13 protein-coding genes and 1 tRNA gene are annotated in these 16,843 nt (G+C 37.5%); 11 read left to right on the top strand and 3 right to left on the bottom strand.

From position 1 onward, the window contains the following. Positions 1-770: 770 nt before the first annotated feature. The 5 genes from WQ54_RS14205 (at position 771) to WQ54_RS14185 (ending at position 7,346) form a co-directional block, all read left to right on the top strand. On the top strand, positions 771-1,661 hold the full coding sequence (locus WQ54_RS14205) for a carbohydrate ABC transporter permease (protein WP_046517634.1): 891 nt from the start codon (positions 771-773) through the stop codon (positions 1,659-1,661). After that, the gene (locus WQ54_RS14200; protein ID WP_046517586.1) at positions 1,661-2,488 is read left to right on the top strand and encodes a carbohydrate ABC transporter permease; all 828 of its coding nucleotides are present in this window, start codon (positions 1,661-1,663) and stop codon (positions 2,486-2,488) included. Before WQ54_RS14205 ends, WQ54_RS14200 begins: the two co-directional genes overlap by 1 nt. A gap of 106 nt (positions 2,489-2,594) precedes the next feature. Then, entirely contained in the window at positions 2,595-3,887 is a 1,293-nt protein-coding gene (locus WQ54_RS14195) for an ABC transporter substrate-binding protein (protein WP_046517585.1), read from the top strand. An 89-nt stretch (positions 3,888-3,976) separates the two neighbouring features. Then, positions 3,977-5,770, top strand: coding sequence for a sensor histidine kinase (locus WQ54_RS14190; RefSeq protein ID WP_046517583.1), 1,794 nt, complete (start codon positions 3,977-3,979; stop codon positions 5,768-5,770). Between the two features lies 1 nt (position 5,771). Continuing rightward, complete coding sequence (locus WQ54_RS14185) at positions 5,772-7,346, top strand: response regulator (protein ID WP_046517582.1); 1,575 nt, start codon at positions 5,772-5,774, stop codon at positions 7,344-7,346. Positions 7,347-7,400: 54 nt separating this feature from the next. On the opposite strand, the gene manA is transcribed toward WQ54_RS14185, so the two are convergent. After that, positions 7,401-8,354, bottom strand: a complete 954-nt coding sequence (gene manA / locus WQ54_RS14180; RefSeq protein ID WP_046517580.1) for a mannose-6-phosphate isomerase, class I — start codon at positions 8,352-8,354, stop codon at positions 7,401-7,403. Between the two features lie 256 nt (positions 8,355-8,610). On the opposite strand from manA, the gene WQ54_RS14175 reads away from it, so the two are divergent. Then, positions 8,611-8,684 (top strand) — tRNA-Gly (locus WQ54_RS14175). A gap of 167 nt (positions 8,685-8,851) precedes the next feature. On the opposite strand, the gene WQ54_RS14170 is transcribed toward WQ54_RS14175, so the two are convergent. Beyond that, the gene (locus WQ54_RS14170; protein ID WP_046517578.1) at positions 8,852-9,517 is read right to left on the bottom strand and encodes a B3/4 domain-containing protein; all 666 of its coding nucleotides are present in this window, start codon (positions 9,515-9,517) and stop codon (positions 8,852-8,854) included. 96 nt (positions 9,518-9,613) lie between these two features. On the opposite strand from WQ54_RS14170, the gene queG reads away from it, so the two are divergent. Beyond that, complete coding sequence (gene queG, locus WQ54_RS14165; RefSeq protein ID WP_046517577.1) at positions 9,614-10,750, top strand: tRNA epoxyqueuosine(34) reductase QueG; 1,137 nt, start codon at positions 9,614-9,616, stop codon at positions 10,748-10,750. Between the two features lie 35 nt (positions 10,751-10,785). On the opposite strand, the gene mscL is transcribed toward queG, so the two are convergent. Next, positions 10,786-11,154, bottom strand: a complete 369-nt coding sequence (gene mscL / locus WQ54_RS14160; protein WP_046517575.1) for a large conductance mechanosensitive channel protein MscL — start codon at positions 11,152-11,154, stop codon at positions 10,786-10,788. Between the two features lie 160 nt (positions 11,155-11,314). Between mscL and WQ54_RS14155 the strand changes: the two genes are divergently transcribed. The 4 genes from WQ54_RS14155 (at position 11,315) to yhbH (ending at position 16,729) form a co-directional block, all read left to right on the top strand. Then, positions 11,315-12,205, top strand: a complete 891-nt coding sequence (locus WQ54_RS14155; protein WP_046517573.1) for an amidase domain-containing protein — start codon at positions 11,315-11,317, stop codon at positions 12,203-12,205. Positions 12,206-12,331: 126 nt separating this feature from the next. Beyond that, complete coding sequence (trmL, locus tag WQ54_RS14150) at positions 12,332-12,814, top strand: tRNA (uridine(34)/cytosine(34)/5-carboxymethylaminomethyluridine(34)-2'-O)-methyltransferase TrmL (protein WP_156177951.1); 483 nt, start codon at positions 12,332-12,334, stop codon at positions 12,812-12,814. A 495-nt stretch (positions 12,815-13,309) separates the two neighbouring features. Further along, positions 13,310-15,205 (top strand): PrkA family serine protein kinase, encoded by a 1,896-nt coding sequence (locus WQ54_RS14145; protein WP_046517572.1) that lies wholly within the window; start codon positions 13,310-13,312, stop codon positions 15,203-15,205. A gap of 348 nt (positions 15,206-15,553) precedes the next feature. After that, positions 15,554-16,729 (top strand): sporulation protein YhbH, encoded by a 1,176-nt coding sequence (gene yhbH / locus WQ54_RS14140; RefSeq protein WP_046517570.1) that lies wholly within the window; start codon positions 15,554-15,556, stop codon positions 16,727-16,729. The last annotated feature ends 114 nt before the right edge of the window (positions 16,730-16,843 follow it).

Raw genomic sequence — 16,843 nt, 5'->3', positions numbered from 1 at the left:
AGGTGTTGTTATTAACTTCATAACCAGCCACACATATTAATTGTCATTTTGATTAGGTTGAAAAGCACGTCAAAGTGAAGAGTTTCTCAAAAATAGCATACAATCATGGGAAATTATCGATAGATAAGTATTTGCTAAATAATGGGGAAAATGTATTTGGTATGTGTTCAAAAAGACAACCCTTCGATGCAATGAAAGAAAATGTCCAATAGAGCGGTTCTAAAGGACAACGCTCTGGATGAATGGATGAAAAGTGTCCAATAGAGCAGTTCTAAAGGACAAATCCTTCGATGAACGGAAAGAAAATGTCCAATAGAGCGGTTCTAAAGGACAACGCTCTGGATGAATGGATGAAAAGTGTCCAATAGAGCAGTTCTAAAGGACAAATCCTTCGATGAACGGAAAGAAAATGTCCAATAGAGCAGTTCTAAAGGACAACGCTCTCGATAAATGGATGAAAAGTGTCATTTAATGGAACCCTCTACATTTAGTAGAGGCGTTTTTTGTTTTACCCAACATAATTCCGAGAATCCGCATATCGATTCTTGAATCTATAACTGAATTCCATTGCTTGTTTGTTTAAGGGAAAGTCAAAGGTCAAAATTGTGCACCTTTTTAGTCAATATAGTTGATCCAAACATTTGCTGATGGGCCATATAATTAGATCTAGGAAAGCGCTTGCAAATTAGCTGTTGGGTGGTGTCAATGAAGTGAGTACAAAATTAAATGCGAATGAACTAGGTACAAAGGAACGTTATGTAAATGTAGAAATGCAAGCAAAACGAAAGGTAAAGCTAAATAAGATTTTGTCTTATGCAGCTTTCGTAGGACCAGCACTTTTATTTTTTATTTTAGTTCAAATTATTCCATTTTTTATGGGGGTTTATTACTCGTTTACCTCATGGAATGGTGTCAGCTCGGTCGTTGAGTGGGTTGGCTTAGAAAACTATACGGCGATCTTTACCGATGATCCTAAGTTCTTCAACTCGTTTTTATTTACGACAAAGTTTATGCTGGCAGCAGTTGCTATAAGTAATGTGATTGGTTTCGGGCTAGCGTTATTGTTAAATGCAGCGTTAAAAACGAAAAATATTTTACGGACAGTCTTTTTTATTCCAAATGTAATCGGCGGACTTTTACTAGGATTTATTTGGCAGTTCATTTATGTAAAAGGCTTTGCATCAATAGGAAATTTAACCGACATTGGATTCTTTAAGTTGCCATGGTTAGGGGATGAGGCAACTGCATTTTGGGGAATTGTGATTGTGTTTGCTTGGCAAACAAGCGGTTATATGATGGTCATTTATATTGCTGCCCTTCAGGGTGTAGACACCTCGTTGCTTGAAGCGGCAAAAATGGATGGAGCATCAAACTGGTCTGTTTTAACAAAAATCATTATTCCGTTAATTTTACCGGCATTTACAATTTGTTTCTTCTTAACGATTTCAATGGCATTTAAAATATTTGACCTGAACCTTTCTTTAACAGGTGGCGGGCCATTTAATTCAACAGAATCAGTAGCGATTAATATTTATCAAGAGGCATTTATGAACAATCGATATGGATTAGGTACAGCAAAATCAATTCTATTCTTTATCATTGTAGCGGTATTTACTACATGCCAAGTTATGTTTACGAAGAAGAAGGAGGTTGAAGCATAATGAAAAAGAAATATTCGGCTGGCACCTTCCTCCTTGAGATTTTTGCCATCATTCTTGCTTTAATTTTCCTGGTACCGTTTTACTTTGTGATCATCAATTCAGTAAAAGGGTTTTCGGAAATTTTAATTGATGCGGCAGCTTTGCCAAAAGAAATCTTGTTTAGTAATTATGCCAAGGTTTGGGAGATTATTAGCTTCCAAGATGCGTTCCTTAATTCTTTGATCATAACCGTTTTTAGTATTGTAGGAATTGTTGTGATTAGTTCTATGGCCGCTTGGAAGATGGTACGAACACCCGGAAAAACGAGCAAATTCTTATTTATCCTTTTCGTATCAGCAATGGTTATTCCATTCCAAACAGTTATGATTCCACTCATGAAGCTTGGCGGAATGCTTGGAATAATGAACAGTATACCAGGAATTATCATCATGTACTTTGGATTTGGCGTTTCCTTATCACTCTTCTTATTCCACGGGTTTATAAAAACTATCCCACAGGAAATTGAAGAGTCTGCTAGAGTTGACGGCTGCAGCCAGTTTGGGGTATTTTGGAGAATTGTCTTCCCGCTATTGAAACCGATTACTGTTACCGTCGTTATTTTAAATACGCTATGGATTTGGAATGACTATTTACTTCCGCTGCTTGTGCTGCAGGATGCAGGTTTAAGAACAATTCCGTTAGCAACGAGCTCGTTCTTTGCCCAATATACGAAACAATGGGATATGGGCTTGGCAGCATTGGTGCTGGGGATTGCGCCAATCATTGTCTTCTTCCTGTTCTTACAAAAGCACATTATTAAAGGGATTGCAGCAGGTTCGATTAAATAGGGGTCATCAAGAAGGATGTAAAATGGGACTGTCTCAAAACGAAAGAGGCGTTCCCCTTTATATAAAAATAGAAAAGAAGCATAGAGACTAAGGAGGTCAATACGTAATGAAGAAGTTCTTGCTATTATGTATGTCAATGCTGTTAATATTAGGGGTTATGGCAGGATGTGCATCAAATAAAACACAGGAAAACACAAGCGGAAATGCAGATTCTGGTTCCAGTTCTGGTGATGGGGAAGTTGTAACGCTAAACTTATTCCAGTTTAAAGTAGAAATTGCAGATCAGCTTCAAGCAATGATCGATGAATTTGAAAAAGAACATCCAAACATTAAAGTAAAGCTTGAAAGTGTCGGCGGTGGAGCAGATTATGGTGCAGCGTTAAAGGCTAAATTTGCCTCGGGTGAAGAGCCTGACATTTTTAACAATGGCGGATTTAAAGAGCTTGATCTTTGGAAAGAGCATTTAGCTGATTTATCAAATGAGCCATGGGCTGAGCATGTACTCCCAATTGGTAAAGTTCCAATGACAGATGAAGATGGCAAGTTATATGGAATGCCAGTTAATCTTGAAGGATATGGCTTTGTTTATAACAAAGATTTATTTAAAAAGGCAGGAATCACTGAAACACCTAAAACTCTTTCTGATTTAAAAGATGCTGTGAAAAAGCTTGACGCTGCAGGAATTAAAGCATTCTCAGCAGGATATGGCGAATGGTGGGTTATTGGACAGCATTTATTAAATATCCCATTTGCACAGCAAGATGATCCATCAGCATTTATTGAAGGATTATATGATGGTAAAGCATCATTTGTTGGAAATGAACCATTTAAGCAATTCAAAGATATCATTGATATGGAAGTTAAATATGCAAACGGAAATCCATTAACAACTGATTATAATACACAAGTAACCCTATTTGCATCTGGTGAAACAGCAATGCTGCAACAGGGTAACTGGACAGAAAATATGATTTATGAAATCAATCCTGAAATGAACATGGGATTCTTACCGATTCCGCTTAATGACGATGCGGATGCAGATGTTTTACCTGTAGGTGTACCTAATAACTGGGTTGTTAATAAAAACTCAGAACACCTAGAAGAAGCGAAAACGTTCTTAAATTGGATGGTTTCTTCTGAAACAGGGAAAAGCTATATCACAGAAGAATTTGCCTTTATCCCAGCGTTTGATAATATTGAAGCATCAGGATTAGGTGATTTAGGTCAATCCATCCTTGAATATTCAAAAGCGGAAAAAACAATTCCTTGGACTTGGTTCAGATGGCCTGATGGTGCAAACAAAGAGTTTGCAGCAACGATTCAAGAATATGCTGCTGGTAAAATCGATTATGAAACAGCTTTAGAAAAATTCCAAGCAACTTGGGAAAATATGAAATAAATGGAATGATGGAGAGCATGTCTATTTCGGGCATGCTTTTTAGCTATAATAAAGATAATGAGTCATTTTTACAGATAAGGAGGTTCTTCATGGTAAAAACGAGCATACGAAAAAAGCTGATTGTACTTCTCTTACTCATTACAATCGTTCCATTTGGAACCTCAATTGTCATCACCTATTTATATACGAAAGAGTCATTAAAGGACGAGTTTATCAAGGAAAATGTCAACCTTCTCTATCAAGGAAAATTAAATTTAGAAGCTTATATTGAGGAATTAAAAAATTTAACGATATCATTTTATAATAATGTGGATTTTATGGATTACCTGAGAAATCCCGGTCAAGAGGATGATTACCTGGCAAAGGAAAGTGTCAAAAATGTGATGCTAACCATCCTGTATGCAGAAAAAAATATCAATCGAGTGAATATAGCAATTGAGGAAGATAACCAAAATGTATCTGTTTCGAAACGATCTGGTGTCGTGTTTTCTTCATTAAAAGAAGGGGATAGAGAAAATTTTCAAAAGGCAAGAACTAATCAGAATTATATTTATATAGAACCTATGAATATTTTGCAAGCTGATCGTGCTGACAAAGATCAAAGAAGCCAACGGGATGTATTTACCTTGCACCGTGCGTTAATCGATGTTCCTTCAAACCATTTGCTTGGCTATATTTCATTGGATATCGCTCCAAATAAAATTTCGGAAATTAGTGAGAAATTATATGTAAAAGACAAAGAGGAATTTTATATTTTAAGTCAGGAAGGAGAGCTAATTTTTCGGTCTAATTCGGAAGTATCGGAAAATGAAAAATGGATTACACAGTTAATCAATAGGCCGGAGCCAAGTGGAACAATGGAATGGCAAAAGGATTCATTTCGGGGCTTGATGATTTATGAAAGGGTTTCTGAATCAACAGGGGGCTGGATTATGGTCAAGCGGATTCCGTATACGTCTGTGTTCGAAAGCGCCCTGAGTGTTGCCAAAATCAATATCATGTTCGGGATCATTGGGCTAATTCTTGTCATTCTGGCGACATTATTTGTTTCCTTTAAAATAACTTCTCCGATACGTGTATTGCTTCAAAACATTAAAAAGGTTGAAGAGGGCAATATGAATGTTCACTTTGCCTCACTTGGTAATGATGAAATCGGCGTGTTAGGTGAAAGATTCATTCAAATGGTCGGCAAAATTAATCATCTCATTAATCGGGAATATAAACTTGAAATTGAAAATAAGACAAATCAATTAAAGGCATTACAGTCACAGCTAAATCCCCATTTTTTATATAATTCTTTGCAATCAATCGGCACATTGGCCTTAAAGAACAATGTACCTCAGGTGTACACACTTGTTACACATCTTTCTAAAATCATGAGGTACGGCATGAATATGGATGAGGATTTGGTTCCTTTAACAAAAGAGATCGATTATATAAAGGCATTTTTATTATTGCAAAAGGAAAGGTTTGGGGATCAGTTTGAGTATACCTTACAGGTCGAACAAGAAGCCTTTGCAATAAAGGTGCCTAAGATGATACTCCAGCCAATTATAGAAAACTATTTTAAACATGGCTTTGACGGCAGCCATGATACAAAGGGCAAATTATGTATCATAGGGAGGGTAGAGGAGGATACACTTATCTTAGCCGTTCGTGATAATGGAAAAGGAATAAGTGAAGGCCGACTTCAAGAAATCTATCAATCCTTTAACCAAGAAAAACAAAAAGTGAATAACAAAGGAACAAGTATTGGGCTAAGAAATGTTTATTTTCGGCTAAAATTATATTTTGATGGGCGAGCTGAATTTCATCTGCAAAATCTTGATAGCGGAGGGCTTTTTGTGACAATTAAACTTCCAGTTGATAGGGAGGTTAACTAAATTGAAAGCAATTATTATTGATGATGAGACACATGTTAGAGAAGGCATAAAGCTGCTGGGTGAATGGAGACGCTTTGGCATTCGTGAAATTTTCGAGGCTAAGGATGGGGAAGAAGCGAAAACGATGATTAAAGAGAAGCGACCTGAAATCATCTTTACCGATATGAATATGCCAAAATTAGATGGAATTGAACTCTTAAAATGGCTGCATGAATCGCAAATGACGAGCAAAATAATTGTTGTTAGCGGCTATGATGATTTTCATTATATGAGAAATGCCATAACGTATGGAAGCTTTGATTATATTTTAAAGCCGATTGAACCGGAAATATTAAATGAAACCTTGGAAAGGGCGATTACGGACTGGAAGAAGCAAGCCCTGATGAGGGAATCAACATTAGAAAACACAAAGGTCATGAATGAAATTAGACCATTATATTGGGATCATTTATTTACTGGGATGATAAATAAACCAACGATTCCTTCTGATGCGAAGGAAAGGGTTCAAAAGGAATTCGGGATTGATTTTACAAAGGAGCAATTTACCATCGCCTTGTTTTCCATTAACTCGATCATAAAAAAGAACTTTGATGGGGATCGGGATTTAGCGTTTTTTACGATTTTAAATATTTGCAATGAAATCGTTTGGGCCAATCGCAGCGGGGTATGTTTTAGAAATGTTAATAAGGAAGATGAAATAGTCATCGTTTTATGGAAAAATAAGAAAGATTTACTTCAAAAAATACAAACCTGTTTTTTAACTTATTGCCAGATGAAGGTAACATTTGCTGTAGGCAATTCGTCACAACAGCTGCATCGATCCTATCAAACTGCTCAACAAACGATGATAAAGCATGATTTGCTGACTGCTCCGAAAAAGGGAATTGTTTCTTATGGAGAGATTCACTCAAGTTCATTGCTCCATCTTTTAGATTATACGCAGGAAATCATGTGGGCTTTGCAGAGCGGGAGAATGGAACAAATGGATCAGGTGCTGAACAATATCTTTACGAACCTTCAAACCGCGCATATAATCTCCCTTGAGCAAATCCAAGTATGGGAAAATCAATTTGATTTATTAAGAAAGAATTGGTTAAAAGAATACCAAATTAACGAGGAGATTTCCTTATATAATGGCAGGGATTATTGGGGAGAGGACGGCTCCTTTTCCTATGAGAAGTTTAAGGATGCGAAGAGAAAGGAATTCCATGAACTCATACATTTTTTATACCGTGTTAAATATCAAAAAGAGAAAAATAGTATTCAAGAAATTGAAGCGTATATCAGAAATAATTATGAGCGCGATATCACCTTACAAGAAATCGCCGACCGCTTTTATTTAAGCCGAGAATATATTTCAAGAAGATTTAAAGCAGAATACAATGAAACCATTACAAACTATCTCACAACAATCCGAATCGAAAAAGCCAAGGAGCTCCTGAAAAATCCGCATTTGAAAGTATATGAAATTTCATTTAAAGTTGGCTATCAAAACGAAAAATATTTCAGTAAAGTATTTAAAAAAATAGTCGGGCTGACGCCAAATGAATATAGGATAACGGTTATGTCAAAGTAATAAAAGGGACAGTCCCCAAAAACCAAAAACCAAGCTGGACTGTCCCTAATTCTTTTATAGATAAGAAGCTATAAAATCAGCATTGCCTTTCAGGCTGAATTCGCCAAATCCATTAGGTAATAGGAAATGGTCGCCTTTTTTGTATGGATAGGTTGTCCCTTGGTGAGTTAATTCACCTTCGCCGTCTATGACACTAACTAAAGTAAACGGTTTGTCCTGTGTTAATGCCGCTGTCCCTGAAAGGCTCCACTTTTGAACGGTAAAATATGGACATTCGACATATGTTGTGATGGCTGCATCATCAATTTGTTCTGTTTTTGGTGTAACTTCAGTATGAGAGGATGGTGTTTCTGTTACCTCAATGCTTTTCTCAATATGAAGCTCACGCAGGTTTCCTTCTGCGTCTTTACGGTTAAAGTCAAAAACACGATAGGTCGTATCAGAGTTTTGCTGTGTTTCTAAGATGATTGTGCCAGCTCCAATTGCATGGATTGTCCCGCTTGGTACGAAAAAGAAATCGCCTGGTTTAATTTTTACTCTCCGTAAAAGCTGATCCCATTCTCCTTTTTCAATCATGCTGACTAACTCTTCTTTCGTTTGTGCATGATGGCCATAAATGATTTCCGCGCCATCTTTACAATCAATTATGTACCAACATTCTGTTTTTCCTAGCTCACCATTTTCGTGAACCCTTGCATAGTCGTCATTTGGATGTACTTGTACAGATAAATCCTGGTTAGCGTCGAGTATTTTCGTTAATAGCGGGAAGCGATCCCCCTCAATGTTGCCGAACAATTCACGGTGTTTGTCCCAAAGCTCGCCTAGTGAGACCCCTTCATATTGTCCGTTTTTTACTACGCTTTGTCCATTTGGATGTGCAGAGAAAGCCCAGCATTCACCTGTAGTATCTGAAGGGATATTATAATGAAAGGAAGTTAATTGTGTTCCGCCCCAAATTCGATCTTTAAATATTGGATTAAAAAAAAGTGGTTCTGTCCTCAAAATCATTGGCCTCCTTAAAAATTTTACCTTTCTATTTTAAGCTAAAAACCTTGGAAAAGCATACCCTTTTAAACGAAATAAGACTTTTGCCCTTTACCCCGCCAGTTTGTAAAAGAAATTTCAAAATACCTCTTGATAAATTTGTGAACAGATTATATACTAATTAAGTAACTTTTCCGACTATCGTCGACAAGCTTTGACATGTTTTTCAAAAAGATTGTTGAATCATCTTCGGATTTTTGTTATAATAGATCATGTCCTTGCGGGTGTAGTTTAGTGGTAAAACCTCAGCCTTCCAAGCTGATGATGAGGGTTCGATTCCCTTCACCCGCTCCATACATAATAATCGTGTGCAACGCAGTGTTTCGTTTCTTAGATAAACGGGGCATTGCGTTTTTTAATTAGAAAAGCGGAAGCGCCTTGCTCGGCGCTGTAGCTAGACACCAAAACTAAGTACAGTGTACATTAATTACTACCAAAAAAGTAAAATGCAAAAACTACTTCTACTCAAGAACCTCATAAACCGCTTCACCGCCATGTATTTGTGTGAACATGCTTGACAATGCTTGTAATAGCTGGATAGCTTCATCTTTTTGTAGAGATGGCTGCAAATAAATAAGATGAAGCGCATTGCTTGTGTTTTCGGTCACAGCGGTTCTTTTTGAATCGACATATGGACTTCCAAACGGACCCTGCTTGTCAGCAGACAAAAGTTTCTTTGCTAAAGAAACCTCGCGTTCATTTATGGCTCTATATGAATCCTGATCAGTTCCAATTTTAATCAAAATATTACTTTCAAGTTTATCAGCATCATAAATTCCTAATGGTATTTGATATTGCAAGGAAAGAAAATTATTCATATCCACTGCTGAGTTTACCGTATGTAAAAATTGTTGTTTTTGTACACGGCGATATAATGCTTCATTAGATGGACGATAGCGATTTGGATCAGTTCCAACTGATTTAAACAATTTTCGCCATTCGTTTATTGCTGGAATGTCGGTGACTTTTTTATCTGCATAATCAAAGTAAAGGGATTCTTGAAATAACCGCAATCTGCCCTTTAGCATTTGCGGAGAGTCTGAGACTTGAATATGGTGATAGTGAACAACCCCAATTTTAAATTCTGGTATGACTTGTTTTATTTTATCACTAATTTGAATTTCCATTATTTTAACCTCCACAATGGTAGTGTCATTATTTTACCATAGTAAGTGGGAGGAATCGTATGGTTCGCATGAACTAAGAAGAAAGGAGGGAAAGCGATGAATATTGAACAATTTAAACAAGAAGTGATTGCTTACAGTAAAGAAATCGGCATTGATAAAATTGGGTTTACAAGTGCAAATATGTTTGAAGAGCTGAAACAGCGTCTTATTACACAACAGGAGCTTGGGTTTCAATCTGGTTTTGAAGAACCGGACATTGAGAAACGTGTGACCCCAGTCAAGCTGTTGCCAAAAGCAAGCTCGATTATTTCAATTGCTCTTGCATACCCATCAAAAATAAAAAATGCTCCTAAAAGCACAAGAGAGGATCGGCGTGGTATTTTTTGCCGTGCTTCATGGGGGCAGGATTATCACACCATTTTGCGGGATCGCTTAAGTAAGCTGGAAAGCTTCTTAAAGGAAAAAGTACCGGAAATCCAAGTGAAATCAATGGTTGATACCGGTGAGCTTTCAGACCGGGCTGTTGCTGAACGGGCTGGAATCGGCTGGAGCGGTAAAAACTGTTCGATTATCACGCCTGAATTTGGTTCCTATGTTTATTTAGGAGAAATGATTACAAATTTCCCTTTTCCACCTGATAGACCGATGGAAGATCAATGCGGCAGCTGTACAAAATGCCTGGATGTTTGCCCGACCGGTGCCCTTGTTCAAGGCGGCCAGTTAGATTCATCAAAATGTATCGCGTTTTTAACGCAAACAAAGGGATTTTTAGCTGGTGAATACCGAACAAAAATTGGAAATCGTATTTATGGCTGCGATACCTGTCAAACAGTCTGTCCTGTAAATAAGGGAAAGGATTTTCATTTTCACGAAGAAATGGAGCCGGATCCGGAAATCGCCAAGCCTAAACTAAAACCGCTGCTTACAATGAGCAACCGGGAGTTCAAAGAAAAATTCGGCCATATCTCAGGTTCATGGCGAGGGAAAAAACCGCTGCAGCGCAATGCTATCCTGGCTCTTGCTCATTTTAAAGACACAACTGCTCTTCCTGAGCTCATCACATTAATGCATGAAGATCCTAGACCAGTTATTCGCGGAACGGCAGCGTGGGCCATTGGGAAAATTGGCGGGAACGATGTCGCTGAAGAATTGCAAATCGCTTACGAAAAAGAGAATGACGAAGATGTGAAAAAAGAAATAAAGAAAGGTTTGGCCTTTGTTGAAAGAAATTAAAAAGGTGGCTGACCTGTGAGGAAGCCACCTTTTATCTATTTCGTATCTTTTAAAAGATCTCTAATTTCAGCTAAAAGCTCTTCTTTCTTATCAACGGCCGGAGTTACCTCATCTTCTTTCTTTTTAAAACGGTTAAAGAAACGAACAACTAAAAAGATCGAAAAGGCGATGATGAGAAAGTCGACAATTGTCTGAATAAATTCCCCATATTTTATAGTAGCCTTCCCTACTGTTAATGAAAGATGGCTAAAATTAATCCCCCCCATTAAAAGCCCAACGGTTGGCATTATGATATCATCTACGAGAGAAGTAACAATTTTACCGAATGCAGCCCCGATAACAACTGCAATTGCTAAATCTAATACATTTCCTTTCAGTGCAAACTTTTTAAATTCCTGTAACATATGTATTCACCTCAAGTATTATTCCTACATTAGTATAAAGGTAAAAAAGGATAAGGGCAACCTGCCTGTTCCTTATTATCCTCTCCAAATGTGATGATTTTAACGAATTTCTCACCAGCAGTTACATACCTTTTAGTAAATAGAGGATGGTGGTGAGATCATGAAGCAAAAGCTTTTTGAGTTGCATGAAATGAAGCTGCAAATGCTTATTAATAAAAAGCCGATAAAATACGATCGAAATGATGAAGAACTACATGCGTTAGAAAGAAGGCTTCTATCAAGTGATAAAAGGAAAACCGAAATAGTGAAGGGAAGTACAATGGTAAGTATTTCGAAGATTGAAGAGCAATCTAAGGATTTAAAGGATACCTTGTATACATGTCACTATAAATGGTTAAATAAACAGTATGACAATTTTTTTCTTGAAGAACGAATTGAGCATCGCAGGGCTCGCTTTTATCGTGATGAGCTTGTCGACGACCGGCTACTTGATTGTAAGCAAAAAGGAAATGAACCAGCACCTTCTGTTGAGGAGCAGCGAAGCAAGGATTCGTTTGCGTATGACCGGCTAGCCGCTGTCCAATATGCTGAACGTTGGTGGAATAGCGCAAACCCTGCTTATAAAAATTTTGATGTGAATTGTACAAATTTTATTTCCCAGTGTCTTCATGCAGGTGGTGCAATGATGCGCGGTTATCCAAATCGCTCCTCCGGCTGGTGGATGCAGCAGAATAACTGGAGTTACAGCTGGACAGTTGCGAATTCAATGAGGAGTTTCTTTCTTCATTCCAAGGTTGGGCTAAGAGCAGAGGTTGTTGATTCAGCTGAGCAATTAATGCCAGGTGATGTAATATGCTATGATTTTCAGGGGGATGGTCGGTATGATCACACAACTTTTGTTGTTGCGAAGGATCAGGAAAATATGCCATTAGTGAATGCGCAAACATATAATAGCCGGATGCGTTATTGGGCCTATGAGGATTCAACCGCTTATACCCCAAATATAAAATATACATTTTTTCGCATTATAGATGATACGAGTTCCAAATAACAATGTTATAATTTCATATGGTATAACAGTAATTAAAGCAGACTTTTGCTTTTAAACTTCCAAAGGTGGAACAGCGAAGCTAGCTTAATGTATTCGCTCAGACCTTTTCCACAGAAATTAGATGAGGTGAAAAAATTGGCTTTACATGTAGTATTATATCAACCAGAGATTCCTGCAAATACAGGAAATATTGCTCGTTCTTGTGCGGCAACAAATACAACTCTTCATTTAATTCGGCCCTTAGGGTTTTCAACAGATGATAAAATGTTAAAACGTGCCGGATTGGATTATTGGGAATTTGTAAATGTGATTTATCATGATTCTTTAGATGAATTATTTGAGGGGTATAAGGATGCTGAATTTTTCTTCTTAACAAAATTCGGAAAGCAGCCTCATACAACATTTGATTATAGCGATGTTGAGAAAGATTACTTCTTTGTGTTTGGAAAGGAAACAACGGGACTGCCAAAGGATCTGATTGAGGCAAATATGGACCGTTGTCTGCGATTGCCAATGACAGAGCATGTTCGTTCATTAAATCTTTCTAATACAGCTGCGATCTTAATTTATGAAGCGCTAAGACAACAAAACTATCCTGGTTTAGACTAAATCCAGAGATAACCACAAAATAAAAGGGTCAGATCCTTACAAATACAATATATAGGACTAAAACGTTGGGAAGTTCTATATATTGTATTTATAGGGGTCTGACCCTCTTTGTTTGATTCGCATTCGATCAGCACGGTTATTTTTTTACGCCTGGTTTACTTTCATATCCTGCAGTGAAAATTGCTACCAAGAATGCTAAACTAACGCCTAAAACTAAAATAGTGTTCATTGCAGTGCCTCCTAACTAATCGTTCACTCATTGTACCAAGTAAGGGTATGTATAGCCTGCCCTTTTATAGCTAATTTCATTATAACCTAATCAAAAAGTGATGTGAACGTGTAACAAAATTTTTTCCGTAAAAATTATCCCTTCTGTCGCAGGTTTTAGAAAGCTTTTTTACCATCAAATAAGAATGTTGGAGGACATCCTCGCATAAAGTGTATTAATCTGCACGAGTTTTTTACAACTACGACCAAACGATGAAGGAGGTCCTTATGGATATTTTAAAGAAAATTGAAAAGTACAGGGAAGATGAGCAACGCTTAAAGTGGGAAGGAACCTTCGTAGAGTATTTGGATATAGTTAAGGAAAAGCCTTGGGTTGCCCAATCAGCTCATTCCAGGGTTTACAATATGATTAAAGATGCTGGTATTGAAGAAGTTGATGGTAAAAGAACGTATAAGTTTTTTGATCACCAGCTTTATGGACTAGAGAATGCACTCGAACGTTTGGTTGAAGAGTATTTCCATCCTGCTGCCAAACGGTTAGATGTCAGAAAACGGATTTTATTATTGATGGGTCCTGTAAGTGGCGGTAAATCTACCCTTGTTACCATGCTGAAAAGAGGGTTGGAGAAATACTCCCTCTCAGAAAGAGGAGCTGTATATGCGATTAAAGGCTGCCCGATGCATGAGGATCCTCTTCACCTGATTCCACATCATTTAAGAGATGATTTCTATGATGAATATGGTATTCGTATCGAAGGTAATCTCTCGCCACTAAATGTAATGAGACTTCAGGAAGAATACGGCGGCCGTATTGAAGATGTACGGATTGAGAGAGTATTTCTCTCAGAAGACAAACGTGTGGGGATTGGTACATTCAGCCCATCAGATCCTAAATCCCAGGATATTGCAGACTTAACAGGAAGCATTGACTTCTCAACTATTGCTGAGTATGGTTCAGAGTCTGATCCTCGTGCCTATCGTTTTGATGGGGAATTAAATAAAGCGAACCGAGGAATGATGGAGTTCCAAGAGATGCTGAAATGTGATGAGAAGTTTTTATGGCACTTGCTCTCCTTAACTCAGGAAGGTAATTTCAAGGCTGGTCGTTTTGCTTTAATCTCGGCAGATGAATTAATTGTTGCCCATACGAATGAAACAGAGTATCGTTCGTTCATTTCAAATAAAAAGAATGAAGCCCTTCACTCGCGGATTATTGTTATGCCTGTTCCATATAACTTAAAAGTGTCAGAGGAAGAGCGGATTTACGAAAAAATGATTAAAGAAAGTGATGTTTCTGATGTTCATATTGCACCACATACGTTGAAGGTTGCGGCAATGTTTACGATTTTAACACGTTTGAAGGAGCCGAAGCGGGGCGATATTGATCTTGTTAAGAAAATGAGATTGTATGATGGGGAAATTGTAGAAGGATTTAATTCAGTTGATGTTGCCGAACTTCAAAAGGAATACAATGATGAAGGCATGTCAGGAATTGATCCTCGTTATGTCATTAACCGGATCTCTTCAACAATTATTCGTAAGGAAGTACCATCCATCAATGCGCTTGATGTTTTACGGGCTCTGAAGGAAGGACTTGACCAACATGCTTCCATCTCGAATGAAGATCGTGAGAAATACTTAAACTTCATTTCCGTTGCACGCAAGCTTTATGATGATATGGCGAAAAAAGAAGTTCAAAAAGCGTTTGTGTACTCATATGAAGAATCTGCAAAAACACTTATGGATAATTATTTGGATAATGTTGAAGCTTACTGCAACAAAAACAAGCTTCGTGATCCATTAACTGGTGAAGAAATGAATCCTGATGAAAAATTAATGCGTTCAATTGAGGAACAAATCGGGATTTCGGAAAATGCTAAGAAAGCGTTCCGCGAGGAAATTCTTATCCGAATCTCGGCATATGCACGCAAAGGAAAACGATTTGATTATAATTCTCACGAGCGTTTACGTGAAGCGATCCAGAAAAAGCTCTTTGCTGATCTAAAAGATGTTGTTAAAATCACGACTTCTTCTAAAACACCTGACGAACAGCAGCTTAAGAAAATCAACGAGGTTGTTGCACGTCTCATCGATGAACATGGGTACAACTCAACTTCTGCTAATGAATTGCTTCGTTATGTTGGCAGCTTGTTAAATAGATAAGAGATTGTGGATTCTGGCTGGCAATTAACCATTGTCAGCTTTGTTTTTTCTCTCAACAATTGGGGATTTATGGTTAAATTAAGCGGAGGTTTAATGGCCTGTCCATTTTATTTTGAACATGCATTAAAGCTTTATTTCATAGGCTTTGGGGTCTTGTCTTATTTTTAATGATTCCAAATTTATTTTCAAAATTATTTGTCAATAAATCAAATCTTTCGCATAGGATAGAGTAATCCAAAGAATTACAAGTCAGTCTGTGAATGAAATATATGCATCCACGTTAATGTATGCTAATAAAACAAATTATGTGACACTTTTAAAAATATTTTTGGAGGGGGAATTGTTTAGATGTCAGGAAAAGAAGAACAAAATTTTGTTATTTCTCAAGAAGATTGGACCCTCCATCGTAAAGGCCATGATGATCAAACACGCCATCAAGAAAAAGTACAAGAGGCTATTCGCAACAACCTACCGGATCTGATTACAGAAGAAAGTATTATAATGTCTAATGGGAAGGATGTTGTGAAAATCCCGATTCGTTCATTGGACGAATATAAGATTCGATATAATTATGATAAAAATAAGCATGTTGGCCAAGGAGATGGAGAGAGTCAGGTTGGTGATGTGGTCGCGAGAGACGGATCACAAGCAGATGCCAAAGGTCCAGGAAAAGGTCAGGGAGCTGGAGATCAAGCCGGTGAAGATTATTATGAAGCGGAAGTTTCAATACTCGAGCTGGAAGCTGCACTCTTTAAAGAGTTAGAACTGCCTAACTTAAAGCAAAAGGAACGAGACAATATTGTCATCGAAAATATTGAGTTTAATGATATTCGCCGTACAGGTTTAATGGGGAATATTGATAAAAAACGCACAATGCTTTCTGCGTATAAACGAAATGCCATGTCAGGTAACAGAAAATTTCATCCCATTTTTCCCGAGGACTTAAAGTACAAAACATGGAATGAAGTTGTTAAACCAGAATCAAAAGCAGTGGTTATTGCCATGATGGATACGAGCGGTTCGATGGGTCTCTGGGAAAAATATATGGCAAGAAGCTTTTTCTTCTGGATGACTAGATTCCTTAGAACAAAATACGAAAAAGTTGATATCGAATTTATCGCCCATCATACAGAGGCAAAGGTTGTTTCTGAAGAAGATTTCTTTTCTAAGGGTGAAAGCGGTGGAACCATCTGTTCATCCGCCTATCGAAAAGCACTTGAACTCATCGAAGAAAAGTATAATCCATCACGGTTTAATATTTATCCATTCCATTTCTCAGACGGTGATAATTTAACATCAGACAATGCCAGATGTGTAAAGCTTGTAAGTGAGCTTATGAAGGTATCAAATATATTTGGTTATGGTGAGGTAAATCAGTATAACCGCCATTCAACATTAATGTCCGCATATAAAAATATCAATGATGAGAATTTCCGCTACTATATCCTCAAGCAAAAAGCAGATGTTTTCCAAGCTATGAAAAGTTTCTTTAGGAAAGATGATAGCAATAAGCTATATGCCTAAAGACAAGACCCTTGCTCACTGACCCGAGCAGGGTTTTTTTGTTTGTTTATCCTGATGATAATTCTAACGAATCGACAGGAAGAGTGATCTTTTTACTCTTTATTAAATTTGCTT

Origin of the sequence: Bacillus sp. SA1-12 (genome assembly GCF_000981385.1) — a bacterium.
Taxonomy (GTDB): domain Bacteria; phylum Bacillota; class Bacilli; order Bacillales; family Bacillaceae; genus Metabacillus.
The sequence above is the reverse complement of the archived record's forward strand: the minus strand, read 5'-3'. Positions and strand labels throughout refer to the sequence as shown.

Excerpts from the sequence above, each read along its gene's own strand:
- WQ54_RS14205 (WP_046517634.1), top strand. The coding sequence starts at position 771 with ATGCAAGCAAAACGAAAGGTAAAGCTAAATAAGATTTTGTCTTATGCA.
- WQ54_RS14200 (WP_046517586.1), top strand. The coding sequence starts at position 1,661 with ATGAAAAAGAAATATTCGGCTGGCACCTTCCTCCTTGAGATTTTTGCC.
- WQ54_RS14195 (WP_046517585.1), top strand. The coding sequence starts at position 2,595 with ATGAAGAAGTTCTTGCTATTATGTATGTCAATGCTGTTAATATTAGGG.
- WQ54_RS14190 (WP_046517583.1), top strand. The coding sequence starts at position 3,977 with ATGGTAAAAACGAGCATACGAAAAAAGCTGATTGTACTTCTCTTACTC.
- manA (WP_046517580.1), bottom strand. The coding sequence starts at position 8,354 with ATGATTTTGAGGACAGAACCACTTTTTTTTAATCCAATATTTAAAGAT.
- WQ54_RS14170 (WP_046517578.1), bottom strand. The coding sequence starts at position 9,517 with ATGGAAATTCAAATTAGTGATAAAATAAAACAAGTCATACCAGAATTT.
- queG (WP_046517577.1), top strand. The coding sequence starts at position 9,614 with ATGAATATTGAACAATTTAAACAAGAAGTGATTGCTTACAGTAAAGAA.
- mscL (WP_046517575.1), bottom strand. The coding sequence starts at position 11,154 with ATGTTACAGGAATTTAAAAAGTTTGCACTGAAAGGAAATGTATTAGAT.
- WQ54_RS14155 (WP_046517573.1), top strand. The coding sequence starts at position 11,315 with ATGAAGCAAAAGCTTTTTGAGTTGCATGAAATGAAGCTGCAAATGCTT.
- WQ54_RS14145 (WP_046517572.1), top strand. The coding sequence starts at position 13,310 with ATGGATATTTTAAAGAAAATTGAAAAGTACAGGGAAGATGAGCAACGC.
- yhbH (WP_046517570.1), top strand. The coding sequence starts at position 15,554 with ATGTCAGGAAAAGAAGAACAAAATTTTGTTATTTCTCAAGAAGATTGG.